Here is an 18,007-nt window from a genome sequence, read left to right on the forward strand (position 1 = left end):
CCGGCTGAAGCCGACGAAGGCGCCCGGGGTCGCCATGACGCTGACGCCGCCGGCGAGGGCGAGGGCGCTCTCCCCTTCGCGCAGCGACTGGCACGCCAGGTGCATCGCGACCAGGGAGGACGAGCAGGCGGTGTCGAGGGTGACGGCGGGGCCCTCCAGGCCGAAGAGGTACGACACCCGGCCGGACAGCACGCTGGGGAGCGTGCCGGTGATCATGTGCCCCTCGTCGCCGGCGGCCCCGCCGGCGCCGCCGGTGGAGTAGTCCTGGTAGCTGGCGCCGACGAAGGCACCGGTGCGGCTCCCCCGCAGGGCGTGCGGGTCGATGCCGGCGCGTTCGACCGCCTCCCAGGCGGTTTCCAGGAGCAGCCGCTGCTGGGGGTCCATGGCGAGGGCCTCGCGGGGCGAGATGCCGAAGAAGCCGGGGTCGAACTCGGCGACGTCGTGCAGGAAACCGCCCTGGACGGAGTAGGCGCCGCCGGGGGCGTCGGGGTCGGGGTCGTAGAGCGCCGAGGCGTCCCATCCCCGGTCGGTGGGGAAGCCGGAGATCGCGTCCACGCCGTCGAGGACGACGCGCCACAGGTCCTCGGGCGAGCCGACGCCGCCGGGGTAGCGGCAGGCCATGCCGATGATGGCGATGGGCTCGTCGGACGCCGCCGCCGCGACGGCCGGCCGCGGGACCTCCGTGTCGGAGCCGGTGATCTCCGCGAGCAGGAACCCGGCGAGCGCGAGCGGGCTCGGATGGTCGAAGACCATCGTGGTGGGCAGGGTCAGGCCGGTCGCTGCGGCGAGCTTGTTGCGCAGGTCCACGGCGGTGATCGAGTCGAAGCCGGCCTCGCGGAACGCCCGGTGCTCGGGGAGCGCGTCCGGGCCGGCCAGGCCGAGCACGCCCGCGGCCTCGGTGCGTACCAGCTCCAGCAGCGTCCGCTTGCGCTCTGCGGCCGGCAGGGCCCGCAGCCTGGCGGCGAACCCGCCGGACTGCGCGGCCGCGGCGGTCGCCGCGGCCGCCTCGGTGAGCGCCCGCACCTCGGGCAGTTCGTCGAACAGGGCGGTGGGCCGGGCCGCCGTGAACACGGGGTGGTAGCGGTCCCACACGACGTCGGCGATGGCCAGCTCGGTCTCGTCGTCCTCGATCGCCCGCTCCAGCGAGGCGAGCGCGAGGCGGGCCGGCATGAACTCCAGGCCGCTGCGCCGGATCTGCTCGGTGTCGACCCGGCCGAGCCCGAGGTCGTCGGACCAGATGCCCCACGACACGGCGGTGCAGCGCAGCCCCCGCGAGCGACGGTGGGCGGCAAGGGCGTTGAGGTAGGCGTTCCCTGCGACGTATGCGGCGTGGTCGCCGCTGCCCCACATGCCCGAGACCGAGGAGAACAGCACGAACGCGTCCAGGTCCTCGGTCAGCAGTTCGTCGAGGTGGCGGGCTCCGTCCACCTTGGCCGCGAGGAGCTCGGCCAGCGCCTGCGGTGTGGCCCCGTCGATCGGGTGCAGGCCGATGACGGCGGCGGTGTGGACCACCGAGCGGATGTCGTGTCCGTCCGCCCGCAGGCCGCCGAGCATCCCGGCCACCGCGTCACGGTCGGCTATGTCGCAGGCCACGACCGTGGTGGGGGTGCCGATCTCGGCGAGTTCGGCCGCCAGTTCACGGGCGCCGGGCGCGTCGGGCCCGCTGCGGCTGGTGAGCACCAGGTGCTCGGCGCCCCGGTGGGCGAACCAGCGCGCCACATGCGGGCCGAGTGTGCCGGTACCGCCGGTGATGATCGTCGTGCCGCGCGGTGTCCACCCGTGCGGCCTGTCCGGGCGGGCGGGGGCGCGCACGATCCGGCGGGCCAGCGTGCCCGACGCGCGGATCGCCAGCTGGTCCTCCCGCCCTGCGCCGGTGAGCGAGGCGACCAGGCGCCGCCCGGCGCGCACGTCGAGGTCGTCCGGCAGGTCGATGGACCCGCCCCAGCGCTGCGGGTGTTCCAGCGCGGCGGTCCAGCCGACGCCCAGGGCAAGAGCCTGGGCGGGGTGGGTGACGGTGTCAAAGCGGCCGGTGGACACGGCGCCGCGGGTGAGGTTCCAGACGGGGGCGGTGATACCCGCGTCGCCGAGGGCGTTGATCAGTGCGACGGTCAGGAGCAGGCCGAGCGGCGGCCCGAGCGCGGTCGGCCGCTCGGCCGCGGGCAGCAGCGAGACGACGCCGGCGAGGTCGCCGGGTTCCTCCGCGGTGAGCCGCCGGGCGAGCGCCGCGCGGTCCGCGTCCTCCTCGCCGAGCGTCAGCAGGCGAAGCTCGGCGCCCCCGGCCGTGAGCGCGTCGGTCACGTCGGTGATGCCAGCGCCCGGCCGGTCGTCGGCGCCCGGGGCGCCCTGGGCGGCGACGACCAGCCAGGTGCCGGCGAGCCGGCCGCCGTCCAGGCCGCGGAGCGGCTTCCACGCCGCCCGGTAGCGCCAGGCGTCCGTGGTGGAGCGGTCGCGGCCGGCCTGACGCCAGGTGCTGAGTGCCGGCAGGACGGCGGTGAGGGTCTCCTCGTCGAGGTGCAGCGACCGGGTGAGCGTGGCGAGGTCCGATTCCTCGACCGCCGCCCAGAACGCGGCGTCCGCCGGGTCCCAGGTGCCGGCCGGCTGCGGCGGCACGGCGGGGCCGGTCCAGTACCGCTCGTGCTGGAAGGGATACGTCGGCAGGTCGACGCGGCGCGCGCCGGTGAACTGCTCCTTCCACTTCACCGGGATGCCGCGCACCCATACCTCGGCGACGGAGGCGAGCACCCGGGCCGCACCGCCGTCGTCCCGGCGCAGCGTGCCGGTGACGACCGCGCGCCGGCCCGCGTCGGACACGGCGTCCTGCACTCCCGGCGTGAGCACCGGGTGGGGGCTGACCTCGATGAACGCCTCGTGTCCCGCCGCGATGAGCGAGTCCACGGCCTCCGCGAGGCGGACCGTGCGGCGCAGGTTGGTGTACCAGTACTCGGCATCGGCGGTGGCCTGGTGCCACTCGCCGGTGGCGGTCGACAGGAACGGGATCACCGGTTCCCGGGGACGGACCGGCGCGAGTTCCCGGAGCAACTCCTCGCGCAGGGCCTCGACCTGCGGGGAGTGCGAGGCGTAGTCGACCTCGATGCGCCGCACCCGGACGCCTTCCTCGGTGAGCGCCCCGCACAGGGCGTCCAGGGCCTCGCGGTCGCCGGAGACGGCCGTCGAGCGGGGGCCGTTGGTGGCGGCCAGGGAGAGCCGCTCGCCCCACTCGGCGAGGCGCGGCCGGATCTCGCCGGCGGGCAGGGCGACGGACACGATGCCGCCGGCTCCGGACATGGTGCGGCCGATGGCCCGGCTGCGCAGTGCGACCACCCGGGCGGCGTCCTCAAGGGACAGCGCCCCGGACACCGCGGCGGCGGCGATCTCGCCCTGGGAGTGGCCGATCACGGCGTCGGGGGTGACGCCGTACGCCTTCCACACCTCGGCGAGCGACACCATCATCGCCCAGGAGGCGGGCTGGACGACGTCCACCCGGTCCAGCGCTCCTCCGCCGCGGATGACGTCGAGCAGCGACCAGTCGGTGAAGGGCTCCAGCGCGGCGGCGCACTCGGCGAGCCGGGCGGCGAAGGCCGGCGACTCGTCGAGCAGCCTGGCCCCCATGCCGACCCACTGGGTGCCCTGGCCGGGGAAGACGAACGTGACCTTGCGTTCCAGGTCGGCGACGCCGCGGGCGATCTCCACGCCGTCGAGCAGCACCGCCCGATGGTCGAAGGCGGACCGGTGGGCGAGCGTGAACCCGATGTCGTGCGAGCTGCCCGGCGCCTCGCTCAGCCGTGCCACCTGGGCGCGCAGGGCGGCGTCGGACTTCGCGGAGACGATCCACGGCGCGGCGGTCGCGGCGCGGGGCGCCGGGGCTCGCTCGGCGTCCGGCCGTCCGGCTCCGTCCGTTCCGTGCCCGGTGTCCGGCCGTCCGGTCGCGTCCGGGTGCTGCCCGACCGGGGCGTCCTCGGCCGGCGCCTCCTCCAGGATCAGATGGGCGTTGGTGCCGCTGATGCCGAACGACGACACGCCGGCGCGCGCCGCCCGGCCGGTGTGCGGCCACGGCGTCGGCTCCGTCAGGAGCGACAGCGCGCCGGAGCCCCAGTCGACGTGCGTGGACGGGGTGTCCAGGTGCAGGGTCCGCGGCAGCACCCCGTGGCGCAGCGCCATGACCATTTTGATCACCGAGGCCACCCCGGCCGCCGACTGCGTGTGGCCGATGTTGGACTTCACCGAGCCGAGCAGCAGCGGCCGGTCCTCGTCGCGGTCCCGTCCGTAGGTGGCGAGCAGCGCCTGCGCCTCGATCGGGTCGCCGAGCGCGGTGCCGGTGCCGTGCGCGTCCAGGGCGTCCACCTCGGCCGGCCGCAGCTCGGCGTTGGCGAGGGCCTGCATGATGACGCGCTGCTGCGAGGGGCCGTTGGGCGCCGACAGGCCGTTGGAGGCCCCGTCCTGGTTGACGGCCGAGCCGCGGACGACCGCAAGCACCGGAAGTCCGTCGCGGCGGGCGTCGGACAGCTTCGCGAGGAACAGCATGCCGATGCCCTCGGACAGGGTGAAGCCGTCGGCGGAGTCGTCGAACGACTTGCAGCGGCCGTCCTTCGCCAGGGCGCGCTGCCGGGAGAACGCGATGAGCGGCTTCGGGTTGGGCATCACGGTGGCGCCGCCGGCGACGGCGTACGTGCTCTCCCCGGACCGCAGCGACTGGCACGCCAGGTGCATCGCGACCAGCGACGACGAGCAGGCGGTGTCGACGGTGACCGCCGGTCCCTCGAACCCGAACACATAGGACACCCGGCCCGAGAGCACCGACGGGCTGCTGCCGGTGACCGCGTAGCCTTCGCTGCCGCCGCCGTCACCACCTCCGTACTCGATGTAGCTCGATCCGATGAACGCGCCGACGCGGCCGCCGCGCAGCGTGGCGGGGTCGACCCCGGCCCGTTCCACCGCCTCCCAGGTGGTCTCCAGGAGCAGCCGCTGCTGCGGGTCCATGCCGGTGGCCTCGCGCGGCGAGATCCCGAAGAACGCCGGGTCGAAGTCGCCGGCATCGGGGAGGTAGCCGCCGGCGGTGGTGTACGTGGTGCCGGGCCGGTCGGGGTCCGGGTCGTACAGCCGGTCCAGGTCGAAGCCGCGGTCGCCGGGGAACTCGGTGACCGCGTCGGTGCCCGCGAGCACCATCTCCCAGAATTTCTCCGGGGTGTCCGAGCCTCCGGGGAAGCGGCACGACATGCCGATGATCGCGATCGGTTCGTCGGAACCGTCGCGCTGGGCGGTCCAGACCGCCTCCTCGCCGGTGGCGCCGAGCAGTTCGCCCAGCAGGTGGTCCGCGAGCACGGCCGGCGTGGGGTAGTCGAACACCAGTGTGGCGGGCAGGGTGAGACCGGTGGCCTCGGAGAGCCTCTTGCGCAGTTCCACCGCGGTGAGCGAGTCGAAGCCGATGTCGCGGAACGCCCGGTGCTCGCCCACCTCGTCGGCGCAGCTGTGGCCCAGCGTCGCCGCGGCCCGGGCCCGGACCAGGTCGACGACGCGGCGCCGCCGGTCGTCCTCCGCGAGACCGCGCAGCCCGCGTACGAAGTCGGAGTCGTCACGCGGCGCCTCGACGGCCGCGGTGAGCGCCTTCACCTCGGGCAGGTCGGCGAGCAGCGGGCTCGGCCGCACGGACGTGAAGACGGGGAAGTAGTTCTCCCAGGCCACGTCGGCGACGGTGACCTGGGTGTCACCGTGCACGAGCGCACGGTTGAGCTCGCTGATCGCGCGCTCGGGCGGCAGGAGGGTCAGACCGCGGCGCGTCAGGCGCTGCGACATCGCCTCGTGGGTCGCCATCCCGACCTCGGCCCACGGGCCCCAGGCGATCGACGTCGCCGCACGTCCGCGGGCCCGGCGGTGCTCCGCGAGGGCGTCGCCGTACGCGTTCGCGGCGCCGTAGGCGGCCTGGCCGCCACTGCCCCACACGCCGGCGATCGAACCGAACAGGACGAAGAAGTCGACGTCGCCGACCAGTTCGTCGAGGTGGCGGGCGCCGGCCACCTTGGCGGACAGCACCTCCGCGAAGGCCGTCAGGCCGGTCTGCTCCAGTGGCGCCTGCTGGGCGGTGCCGGCCGCGTGGACGACGCCGGTCAGGTCCTCGATGCCGGCCAGGACGCGTTCGAGGGCGGCGCGGTCGGCGACATCGCAGGCGACGATCTCCACCCGGGGGCCGAGTTCCTCGAGTTCCGCCTTGAGTCCGTCGGCACCCGGGGCGTCGGGGCCGCGCCGGCTGGTCAGGACGAGCGTCCCGGCACCGCGTCCGGCGAGCCACCGGGCGGTGGCGGCGCCGAGGCCCCCGGTACCACCGGTGATCAGCACCGTGCCGCCGGCGGGCAGGTCGGCCGGGAGCGCGTCGACCGGCCTGCGGGCGAGGCGGCGGCCCAGGATCCCGTTCGAGCGGACGGCGAGCTGGTCCTCGTCGGGACCGGCGAGACCGGCGAGGACGGCGGCCAGGCGGCGCAGGGCACCCTCGTCGGGGCTGCCCGGAACGTCGACCAGGCCCGCCCACGTCCGCGGGTACTCAAGCGCGGCACACCGGCCGAAGCCCCACACGGCCGCCTGCGCGGGAGAGCTGACCTCGTCGCCCGGGCCGGCGGCGACGGCCCCGGAGGTGACGGTCCACAGCGGCGCGTCGAGGCGTTTGACGAGTTCGACGGTGAGCGCGAGGCCGACGGTGAGCGCCGGGTGCGGGCGCTCGTCCAGCGCGAGCAGCGACACCGCCAGGTCGCAGTCGGGCAGCTCGCCGAGGGCCGCGCCACCGCCGGCGCCGTCGGACCCGGCAGCACCGTCCGGATCGCCGAGGACGACCACGGTGACGTCCGCCCCGTGTGCGGTGAGGGCGGCGCGATAGGGCTCCGGGTCGGTGGCGCCGGTCGTGAACAGGGCCACGCTGCCGGAGAGCACCGGGGCGGTGCCGGACCTGAGGGGGGACCACAGCACCCGGTAGCGCCATGAGTCGAGGACGGACTTGTCCTGGTTGCCCTGCCGCCAGGAGGACAGCACCGGGATCAGCGAGTCCAGCGAGGTCCGCTGGTCGGCGTCCAGCCCGAGCAGTGCGGCGAGTTCGTGGGCGTCACCGCGTTCGACGGCGGCCCACAGCGCGGCGTCGGCCGGGCCGGCGCCTGCCTCGGCGAGGACCGGCAGCGGTGCGGCGCCCCGTGGCCAGTAGTACTCGTGCTGGAAGGCGTACGTGGGCAGCGCGGTCTCGCGGGCGCCGGTGAACCACGTGCTCCAGTCGATGCGCACGCCGGACGTGAACATCCGGCCGAGTGCGGTGCGGACCGCCGCCTCCTCGCCGCGGTCCTTGCGCAGCAGCGGGAGGGCCCCGTCGACGAGTGCGGAAAGGGCGCCTTCTGGGCCGATCTCCAGGAAGGTGGTGACGCCCCGGTCGCGCAGCGCCTGGACGTTGTCCGCGAAGCGCACGGGCTCGCGCACCTGGCGCACCCAGTACTCGGGGTCGGTGACATCGCCGGTCGTGAGCAGGGGGGTCCCGGGCGGGTGGAACGACAGCCCGGCGAGGGCGGCGCGGAAGTCGTCCAGCATCGGCTCCATCAGCGGCGAGTGGAAGGCGTGCGAGACCCGCAGCCGCGTGCTGCGACGGTCCCCGAACCGCGCAGCGATCCGCTCCACGGCCCCCGCCACAGCGGCCTCTTCACCGGACACCACCACCGACGACGGACCGTTCACCGCCGCGAGGGACACCCCGCCCCCCAGATACGGCGACACCTCCTCCTCCGACGCCTCCACCGCCACCATCGCCCCGCCCCCGGGCAGCGCCTCCATCAGCCGCGCCCGCGCCGACACCAGCGCACACGCGTCCTCCAGCGACAGCACCCCCGCCACATGCGCCGCCGCGACCTCACCGATCGAATGCCCGGCGAGGGCTCCCGGCACGACGCCCCAGGACTCGACGAGCCGGTACAGCGCCACCTCGAGTGCGAACAGGGCGAGCTGGGCGTTTCCGGTCCGGTCCAGCGCGTCCTGGTCCTCGCCCCACATGACGTCGCGGACGTCGAGATGCCGCAGCACTTCGTCCAGGGCCTGCCTGAACACCGGGTGCCTGCCGGCGAGTTCGCGGCCCATGCCGAGACGCTGGGTACCCTGGCCGGAGAACAGGAAGGCCACCCGGCCCGGCGCGGCCTCGCCCTCGACGAGCGCGCTGTCGGTGTCTTCGGTGGCCAGCGCCGTCAGCGCCCGCAGCAGCGCGTCCCGGTCGTCGGCGGCGACGGCCGCCCGCTGCTCGAACGCCGAGCGGGTGGTCGCCAGGGAGTAGGCGAGGTCGTTGAGGTCCGCGGAGGGTTCGCCGGCCACGAAGGAGCGCAGGCGGGCGGCCTGGTCGCGGAGCGCGCGCCGGGTGCGGGCGGACAGGACGAAGGGCCCGCGCACCTGCCCCGGGGGCTCGCTGCGCGGTTCCTCGGCCTCGACGCCCTCGAGGATGAGGTGGGCGTTGGTGCCGCTGATGCCGAACGACGACACGCCGGCCCGGCGCGGGCGGCCGGTGCTCGGCCACGCGGTGCTGCCGGTGAGCAGCCGGACCGCTCCCTCGGACCAGTCGACGTGCGAGGACGGCGCTGTGATGTGGAGGGACTCGGGCAGCACGCCGTGCCGCATCGCCATGACCATCTTGATGACGCCGGCGACGCCCGCCGCCGCCTGGGTGTGGCCCATGTTGGACTTCACCGAGCCGAGCAGCAGCGGCCGGCCCTCGTCGCGGTCCCGTCCGTAGGTGGCGAGCAGCGCCTGCGCCTCGATCGGGTCGCCCAGCGTGGTGCCCGTTCCGTGGGCCTCGACCGCGTCCACCGCGTCCGCGGTGAGTCCGGCGGAGGCGAGGGCCGCCCGTATCACCCGCTGCTGGGCCGGGCCGTTGGGCGCCATGAGGCCGTTCGACGCACCGTCCTGGTTGACGGCCGAGCCGCGGACGACCGCGAGGACGCGGTGGCCGTTGCGCACGGCGTCCGACATGCGTTCCAGCACGACCACGCCGGCGCCCTCGGACCAGCCGACACCGTCGGCGGAGTCGGAGAACGCCTTGCACCGCCCGTCGGGGGACAGGCCGCGCTGCCGGGAGAACTCGATCAGGGCCGTCGGGGTGGACATGACGGTGACACCGCCGGCCAGCGCGAGGGAGCACTCGCCGGCGCGCAGCGCCTGCATCGCCCAGTGCATGGCCACCAGCGACGAGGAGCACGCCGTGTCGACGGTGACGGCGGGCCCTTCGAGACCGAGGGTGTAGGAGACCCGGCCGGACACGATGGACGGCGAGGTCCCGGCGCCCTGGAAGCCCTCGAAGTCGCCGCCCCCGAGCCGGGCGCCGTAGTCGTTGTACATGACGCCGGCGAAGACGCCGGTCTGGCTGCCCCGCAGCGAGGTCGGGGCGATGCCGGCGTTCTCGACGGCCTCCCAGGCGACCTCGAGCAGGATGCGCTGCTGCGAGTCGGTGCCCAGGGCCTCGCGGGGCGACATGCCGAAGAATCCGGCGTCGAACTCTCCGGCGTCGTGCAGGAATCCACCGGAACGGGAGTAGGTCGTGCCGGGGTGCTCGGGGTCGGGGTGGTACAGGTTCTCCAGATCCCAGCCCCGGTTGGCGGGCAGGCCGGTGACGGCATCGCCGCCCTCGGACACCAGCCGCCACAGGTCGTCCGGAGAACCGATGCCGTCGGGGTAGCGGCAGCCCATGCCGACGATGACGATCGGGTCGTCGGAAGGCCCGGCCGGGGCGGCGGGCGCGAGGGCGTCGGCCGCGTCGCCGAAGAGGTCTTCCCGCAGGTGGCCGGCGAGTGCTGCGGGGGTCGGGTAGTCGAACACCATCGTGGCGGGCAGCCGCAGACCGGTCGCTGCGGTGAGCCGGTTGCGCAGTTCCACCGCGGTGAGCGAGTCGAAGCCGAGGTCCTGGAACTGCCGCGACGGCTCGATCTCGGCGCCCGAGGCGTGTCCGAGGACCGCGGCGGCCTGGCTGCGCACCAGGTCGCGCAGGGCGTCGTCGCGCTCGTCCGCGGGCAGTGCGGCAAGGCGCCGGACGAGGGCGCCCGCGGTCTGCGAGCCGGTGGCGGCGCGCCGGACGCGGGTGCGGATCAGGCCGCGCAGCAGCGGCGGGACCTCGCCGCTTCGGCGCAGCGCCGCGAGGTCGAGACGGGCGGGTACGACGGTGGCGTGGCGGACGGCTGTCGCGGCGTCGAACAGCCGCAGTCCCTGCTCGGCGGTGAGCGGCGGCATGCCCGTACGGGCCGCTCGCTCGGTGCCGGTGCCGGTGCCGGTGCCGGTGCCCGCGAGCATGCCGGCCTCGGCCCACGCCCCCCAGGCGAGCGACACCGCCGGCAGGCCCTGTGCCCGGCGGTACTCGGCGAGCGCGTCGAGGAAGTGGTTGCCCGCCGCGTAGTTGGCCTGGCCGGGGGTGCCCCAGGTGCCGGCGAGGGACGAGAACAGCACGAAGGCCCTCAGGTCCAGGTCCCGGGTGAGTTCGTGCAGGTGCCACGCCGCGTCGACCTTGGGGCGCAGTACGGGGTGGAGCCGTTCGGGGGTGAGGGAGGACAGCACGCCGTCGTCGAGGACCCCGGCCGCGTGGACGACCGCGCTGACGCGGTGGGTGCGCAGCAGTTCCGCCAGTGCCGCGCGGTCGGCGACATCGCATGCGGCGACCGTCACCTCCGCTCCCAGCGCCCGCAGCTCGGAGACGTCGGCCGTGCCGGTGCGGCTGACCAGCAGCAGTTCGCCGACGCCGTGCGCGGTGACGAGGTGCGCGGCGATCAGCCTGCCGAGGCCGCCGGTACCGCCGGTGATCAGGACCTTGTCGCCCCATTCGGCCGGTGGCTCGGTGCTCTCGGCGCGGACCAGGCGTGCCGCGTAGGCCTCGCCGTCGCGCAGGGCGAGTTGCGGTTCGTCGGAGCCGGCGGCCAGCGCGAGGGCGGCCAGCGAGGCGTCGGTGCCGTCGAGTTCGACGAGGGTGTGGCGGCCGGGGTGCTCGGACTGGGCGGAGCGCACCATGCCCCATACGGCGGCGGAGGCGAGGTCGCCCGCGGCGGTGACGAAGACGAGCCGTTCCTCGCGCTCCTCCTTCAGCAGGCCCAGGACGCGTTCGGTGAGCGTGTGCGCGGAGCCGGTGACGTCGGCATCGCCGCGCAGGGGCACGACGAGAACACCCGGGCCGTCGGCGCCGCCCGCGGTGCCCGGGCCGTCGGCGCCGCCGAGCCCGAGCATGTCCTCGCCGAGCACGGCGTATCCGGTGGGCTCGGCGGGCAGCGGCACCGGCACCCAGTCGACGGCGAACAGCGCATCTCTGTCAGTGGCGGGGGCGGTGGCGGGAGCGGCGACGGGCCGGACGGCGAGGGAGTCCACGGTGAGGACCGGCTCGCCCGAGCGGTCGGCGGCGGCGATCGCGTAGGTGCCGTCACCGTCCCGGGTCAGGCGCACGCGCAGTTCCCGCGCTCCGGTGGCGTGCAGGGACACGCCCTCCCAGGAGAACGGAAGGCCGGCGTCGCCCTGCCCGGCGGCGAGCGCGGCGTGCAGCGCGGCGTCCAGCAGGGCCGGGTGGAGGCCGAAGCCGCCCGCGTCGGTGTCCTCGGGCAGACGCACCTCGGCGTAGACGGCGCCGTCGTCGCCCTGCCAGACCGCCGTGAGCCCCTGGAACACCGGCCCGTAAGCGAAGCCCATGGCAGCGAACGTGTCGTAGCAGCCCTCGATGTCGAGAGGGCGCGTGCCGGCGGGGGGCCATTCGGCGGTGTCGAGGGGCGTGGTGCGGGCCGGCGAGGTGAGGACGCCGGTGGCGTTCTGCGTCCACGGCTCGTCCTCGTCCCCCTCGGAGCGGGAGTGGATGGTGACGGTGCGGCGGTCGTCGGCGTCCGGCTTGCCGATCCACAGCTGCACCTGCACGCCGCCGGTCTCGGGCAGCGCGAGGGGCGCGGTGAGGGTGAGTTCCTCGACACGGTCGCAGCCGACCTCGTCACCTGCGCGGACGGCGAGTTCCAGGAAGGCGGTACCGGGCAGCACGACGGTGCCGCGCAGGGCGTGGTCGACCAGCCACGGGTGGGTCCCGCGGGTGAGGCGGCCGGTGAGGAGCACACCGTCGGAGTCGGCGAGTGAGACGGCTGCGGTGAGCAGCGGGTGGCGGGCGGCGCCGAGGCCCGCCGAGCGGGGGTCGAAGCCGGGTCCGCCGCCCTTGGGCCAGTACGGCCTGGTCCGGAAGGCGTACGTGGGCAGGTCCACCCGGCGGGCGCCGGTGCCGGTGAAGTACTCGTCCCACTTCACCGCGGTGCCGCGTGTGTGCAGTGCGGCCAGGGCCGCGGTGACGGTGTCGTTCTCGGGGCGCCCGGCACGCAGCAGCGGCAGCGCGGTGACGTCCTCGGTGCCGGCCTGCACCAGGGCGGACAGGACACCGTCGGGGCCGATCTCCAGGAAGGTGGTGACGCCGTGCTCGCACAGCCAGCGGACGCCGTCGTGGAACCGCACCGCGCGCCGGACGTGGTCCACCCAGTAGTCGGCGGAGGTGACCTGTTCGACGCGGGCCTGCTCCCCGGTGACGTGGGAGATCAGGGGGATGAGCGGAGGATGCAGGGTGAGGCCGGCGACGACGGCGCGGAAGGCGTCGAGCATCGGGTCCATCAGCGGCGAGTGGAAGGCGTGCGACACCTTCAGCCGTTTGGTCTTGCGGCCCTCGGCGGTGAAGTGCTCCGCTATCGCGGCCACCTCCTCGGCCGCCCCGGCGACGACGAGCGAGCGGGGGCCGTTGACGGCGGCGATCGAGACCAGGTCCGTCAGGCGCGGGGCCACTTCCTCCTCGGTGGCGTCGACCGCGAGCATGGCGCCGCCCGGGGGCAGCGCCTGCATCAGGTCGCCGCGCGCGGTGACGAGGCGGGCGGCGTCCTCCAGCGAGAGCACCCCCGCGACGTGGGCCGCGGCGATCTCGCCGATCGAGTGCCCGGCGACGAAGTCGGGTTTCAGGCCGAGGGATTCGACCAGGCGGTAGAGGGCGACCTCGATCGCGAACAGTGCGGGCTGGGTGCAGCCGGTTCGGTCCAGCCGCGCGGCGTCGGTGCCCCAGATGGTGTCGCGCAGCTCGGGGTCGAGATGGGCCGAGGCGGCGTCGAAGGCGTCTCGGAAGACGGCGAACCGCTCGTACAGTTCGCGTCCCATGCCGAGGTGCTGGGCGCCCTGGCCGGTGAAGAGGAAGGCGGACCTGGACCGGGCCGCGGTGGCCTGGAGCAGCCCGGGGGCGCTCTCCCCGGCGGCGAGGGCGGCGAGACCGGCCCTGACGTCGCCGACGACGGCGGCTCGGTGGTCGAAGCTCGCACGGCCGGTCGCCAGCGAGTAGGCGAGATCGAGGCCGGAGTGCCGGTCGACGACGTCCAGCAGCCGCGCGGCCTGGGCTTGCAGCGCCTGACGGGAACGGCCGGAGACCAGGACCGGCACGGCGCCTGCGGGTACTGCGGCCTCTTCCCCGGTCGGCTCCTCGACCGGCGGGGCCTGTTCGATGATGGTGTGCGCATTGGTGCCGCTCAGTCCGAAGGAGGACACCGCGGCGCGGCGCGGCTGCCCGGTCTCGGGCCACGGGAGGTTCTCCCGTACCAGTTCGACGGCGCCGGAGTCCCAGTCGACGTGTGTGGAGGGCGTGTCGACGCCGAGAGTCCGCGGGACGGTTCCGTGGCGGATCGCCATGACCATCTTGATGACGCCGGCGACGCCCGCCGCCGCCTGGGTGTGGCTGATGTTGGACTTCACCGAGCCGAGCAGCAGCGGCCGGCCCGCGTCGCGGTCCTGACCATAGGTGGCGAGCAGCGCCTGGGCTTCGACGGGGTCGCCGAGGGTGGTGGCGGTGCCGTGCGCCTCGACGACGTCGATCTGGTCGCCGGTGAGCCGGGCGCTGACGAGGGCCTGCTCGATGACGCGCTGCTGCGAGGGGCCGTTGGGCGCCGAGAGGCCGTTGGAGGCACCGTCCTGGTTGACGGCGGAGCCGCGGAGGACTGCGAGGACTTCGTGGCCGTGCCGCCGGGCGTCGGACAGCCTTTCCAGCACGAGCATGCCGACGCCCTCGGCCCAGCCGGTGCCGCCGGTGGAGTCGGCGAACGCGCGGCAGCGGCCGTCCGGGGACAGCCCGCCCTGCCGGGAGAACTCGATGAACGTCGCCGGGTTCGCCATGACGGTCACACCGCCCGCCAGGGCGAGGGAGCTTTCGCCTGAGCGCAGTCCCTGCATCGCCAGGTGCATCGCCACCAGCGACGACGAGCATGCGGTGTCGAGGGTGACGGACGGGCCGACGAGGCCGAGGGTGTAGGAGATGCGTCCGGAGATGACGCTGTTGGAGCTGCCGAGCAGGAGCATGCCCTCCCCGCCGTCCTGCGGGCCGAGCTGGTAGTCCTGGTTCATGGCGCCGGCGAACACCGCGGTCCGGGTGCCCTTGAGGGTGTGGGGGTCGATGCCGGCGCGTTCCAGGGCCTCCCACGTCACCTCCAGCAGGACGCGCTGCTGGGGGTTCATGCCCAGTGCCTCGCGCGGCGAGATGCCGAAGAAGTCCGCGTCGAACTCGCCCGCGCCGTCGAGGAATCCACCCTGGTCGGTGGCCGAGAGGGCGAGCAACTCCGGTTCCCAGCCGCGGTCCTGGGGGAAGGGGCCGATACCGTGCTCGCCGGCCTCGACCATGCGCCACAGGTCTTCGGGACTCCTCACGCCGCCGGGGAAGCGGCAGCCGATGCCGACCACCGCGATGGGCTCCTGGGCGGCCGCCTCCAGGTCCTTCAGTCGCCGTCGCGTGCGCTGGAGGTCGGTACTGGCCCGTCGCAGGTAGTCCCGGAGCTTGTGTTCGTTGTCCATCTCTCAACCCATCTCGACAGGCGACGGCGATGTGCTGCAAAGTCTCCTCGGGCAGGGGCTGGCATCCCCCTAGTGCGTGTGGCGAAAGTCCCTCCCGGGCGGCAGGGCCCCGCGGGCAGGTCCGCCGAATCACCGGTTCGCCCGGCTGCATCCATGTGCCTCCGGTTTCGGGGATGGTCTGCGGGCTGCGGGCTGCGGGCTGCGGGCTGCGGGCTGCGGGCTGCGGGCTGCGGCCACGCGTACCGGACGCCGCCGGCCCGGACCCGGCGGCCGGGCGGAGCCGGCTTCGTCACCCGCTCCCGTACCCCGGCAGCGCGGGCCCGGGGGAGCCGGGCCCGCGCCGGGTGACGGAGGCGCGCGGACGGAGGCACGCGGACGGAGGCACGCGGACGGAGGCACGCGGACGGACGGACGCGGCTCACCAGGTGACGGGCAGCTCCCGCAGGCTGTAGACGACGGCCCCGTCCCGGAAGCGCAGTTCGTGCGCGGGCTTGGCGAGCCTCATCGTCGGGATGCGGGTGATCAGAGTGAGGACCGCGACCTGCAGTTCCACGCGGGAGAGGAACTTCGCGACGCAGCTGTGCACTCCATGGCCGAAGGCCAGCGGGGTGCTGTCCTTGCGAGTGATGTCGAGCCGGTCCGCGTCGGCGTAGACGCTCTCGTCGCGATCGGCCGAGGAGAGCAGGGCGATGACGCCTTCGCCCGCCTTGATCAGCTGGCCGGCGATCTCCACGTCCTCCTTGGCGACCCGTCCGACCCCGCACTGCATGACGTTCTGATGGCGCAGCAGTTCCTCCACCGCACCGACCACCAGGTCCGGGTTCTCCCGCAGCTTGACCAGCTGGTCGGGGTGCTCCAGCAGCGCGAGAACGCCCAGGGCGATGGAGCTGGCGGTGGTGTCGTAGCCTGCCGACAGCAGCATCATGCCGATGACCACGGCCTCTTCGCGCCTGATCTCGCCGGTCTTGACCTGGTTCTCGATCAGGAGGCCGAGCACGTCGTCGGCGGGCTCGCGCTCCTTCCGCGTCACCAGCTTGGTGAGGTAGCCGAAGAGGGCCCCGGCGGCGGCGTTGCGATGGGCCTGGCTGGAGGTGGACTCGACGAGGGTGCCGATCCACCGGCCGAAGGCGAGCCGGTCCTTGTAGGGGACGCCGAGCAGTTCGCACACCACCGTGAGCGGGATCGGCCGGGCGAAGCCGGTGACCAGGTCCGCGGACCGCGGGCCGGCCAGCAGTGCGTCGATGCGTTCGTCCACCAGCTTCTGCACAGCGGGCCGGATGCTCTCGGCCTTCTTCTTGGTGAACATGCTCATGATCATGCGCCGGTAGCGGGTGTGCTCCGGCGGGTCGACGGCGACGAAGGCGCCGGGCTGCGGGTCGACCGGGAAGAGGTAGCGGGGGTAGCCGGGATTCCTCACCTCGGCGCTGAAGCGCGGGTCCGCCAGCAGGGCGCGCACGTCGGCGTAGCGGCTGACGACCCAGGCGATGTCGCCGGCCGGGGTCTCCACCCTGCGGACGGGTTCCTCCTCGCGCAGGCGCCGGTACTCGCCGGGCAGGTCCAGCGGCAGGCGGGGATCGCGCGGGGAGGGGAAGGGGGGGAGGGGGGGGAAGGGGCACCCACCCGGTACGGCTGCTGTGTCGTTCATGCTAAGGAGGCCCCGTCCTCGGAGGTCCGGAACCGGTTGATGGCCTCCAGGTTGCGCCTCCGCAGGCCGTGGTCGCGCACGCCGAGCCCCTCGGCGGGGGCGAGGCACAGCACCCCGACCTTGCCCTGGTGCACATTGCGGTGCACGTCGTAGGCGGCTCTGCCGGTCTCCTCCAGCGGGTACACCCGGGACAGCGTCGGATGGATCCGCCCCTGGGCGACGAGCCGGTTCGCCTCCCATGCCTCGCGGTAGTTGGCGAAGTGGGTGCCGATGACCCGTTTGAGGTGCATCCACAGATATCTGTTGTCGTACTGATGGAGATAGCCGCTGGTGGAGGCGCAGGTGACGATGGTGCCGCCGCGCCGGGCGACGAACACGCTGGCCCCGAAGGTCTCCCGTCCGGGGTGCTCGAAGACGATGTCCGGATCCTGACCGCCGGTCAGTTCGCGGATCCTCGCACCGAACCGCTTCCACTCCCCGGGGTCCTGGGTGTGTTCGTCCCGCCAGAACCGGAACCCCTCGGCCGACCGGTCGATGACCAGCTCGGCGCCGGCGCTGCGGACGGCGTCAGCCTTCCTCGCCGAGGAGACCACGCACACCGGAGTGGCGCCGCCGTTGAGGGCGAGCTGCGTGGCGTAGGAGCCGAGCCCGCCGGAGGCGCCCCAGATGAGGACGGTGTCCCCCTGCTTCATGTGCGCACCGTTGGCGGAGACGAGCTGCCGGTAGGCGGTCGAGTTGACCAGCCCGGGTGCCGCCGCCTCCTCCCAGGTGAGGTGTTCCGGCTTGGGCATCAGCTGGTTGGCCTTGACCAGGGCGAGTTCGGCGAGGCCGCCGAAGTTCGTCTCGAAGCCCCAGATGCGCTGGTGCGGGTCGAGCATGGTGTCGCCGTGGCCGTCGGGATGCTGCAGGTCGACATCGAGGCAGTGCGCCACCACCCGGTCGCCCGGCTGCCACACCGTCACTCCGGCGCCGACCCGCAGGACGACTCCGGCGAGGTCGGAGCCGAGCACATGGTGGGGCAGGTCGTGCTTGCCGCCGAGGCGCCGCAGAAAGGTGAAGGTGGAGAGCGGCTCGAAGATCGAGGACCACACCGTGTTGTAGTTGACCGAGGACGCCATCACGGCGACCAGCGCCTCGCCCGGTCCGACCTCGGGCGTTCTCGTCTCCCGGACGCGCAAGGAGGCGCGCGGGTCCTTGTCCCGTGACTCCAGCCCCTCGAACATGCCGACGTCCTCGCGGTGCACAGCCACCCCGAGATAGGTGTCCGGCACCCGCAGTGCTGCGAAATCCCCCGATCCCGCGTCCTCGGATTCGATGGCGCTCAGGATCTCGCTCATCCGGGCTCTCCTCACGATGGCCTCAGGGTCTGCCAGTCACCGTAGGAGCCGAGGCACTAGGGATTCTGCGAGTCCTTGCCGGTGCCCGGGTCCGTGGCGCGATCCCGCGCACGGCCGCGACGGCCGGCCCGTGGTCTCCGCCGCTCCACCCGCACCACCGGTCGGCCGGCCCACCGCACCACCGGTCGGCCGGCCCACCGCACCACCGGTCGGC

The 18,007-nt window shown here is 74.1% G+C and carries 3 protein-coding genes (1 of these 3 only partly in view); all 3 read right to left on the reverse strand.

Features of this window, described 5'->3' with window-relative positions; genetic code table 11:
• On the reverse strand, nucleotides 1-14,811 hold the 5' portion of the coding sequence (locus SCWH03_RS03090) for a type I polyketide synthase (protein WP_173261463.1). Its footprint begins 12,387 nt before the window's first position; the window shows 14,811 of its 27,198 coding nt (coding positions 1-14,811); it begins with the start codon at nucleotides 14,809-14,811; the stop codon falls past the left edge of the window.
• Nucleotides 14,812-15,229: 418 nt separating this feature from the next.
• Nucleotides 15,230-16,456 carry a cytochrome P450 gene (locus tag SCWH03_RS03095; RefSeq protein WP_173261465.1) on the reverse strand — a complete coding sequence of 409 codons (1,227 nt, stop codon included), beginning with the start codon at nucleotides 16,454-16,456 and terminating at the stop codon, nucleotides 15,230-15,232.
• The gene (gene ccrA / locus SCWH03_RS03100) at nucleotides 16,453-17,793 is read right to left on the reverse strand and encodes a crotonyl-CoA carboxylase/reductase (protein WP_173261467.1); all 1,341 of its coding nucleotides are present in this window, start codon (nucleotides 17,791-17,793) and stop codon (nucleotides 16,453-16,455) included. Before ccrA ends, SCWH03_RS03095 begins: the two co-directional genes overlap by 4 nt.
• Nucleotides 17,794-18,007 lie beyond the last annotated feature (214 nt).

Source organism: Streptomyces pacificus (genome assembly GCF_011766325.1).
Classification (GTDB): Bacteria; Actinomycetota; Actinomycetes; order Streptomycetales; family Streptomycetaceae; genus Streptomyces; species Streptomyces pacificus.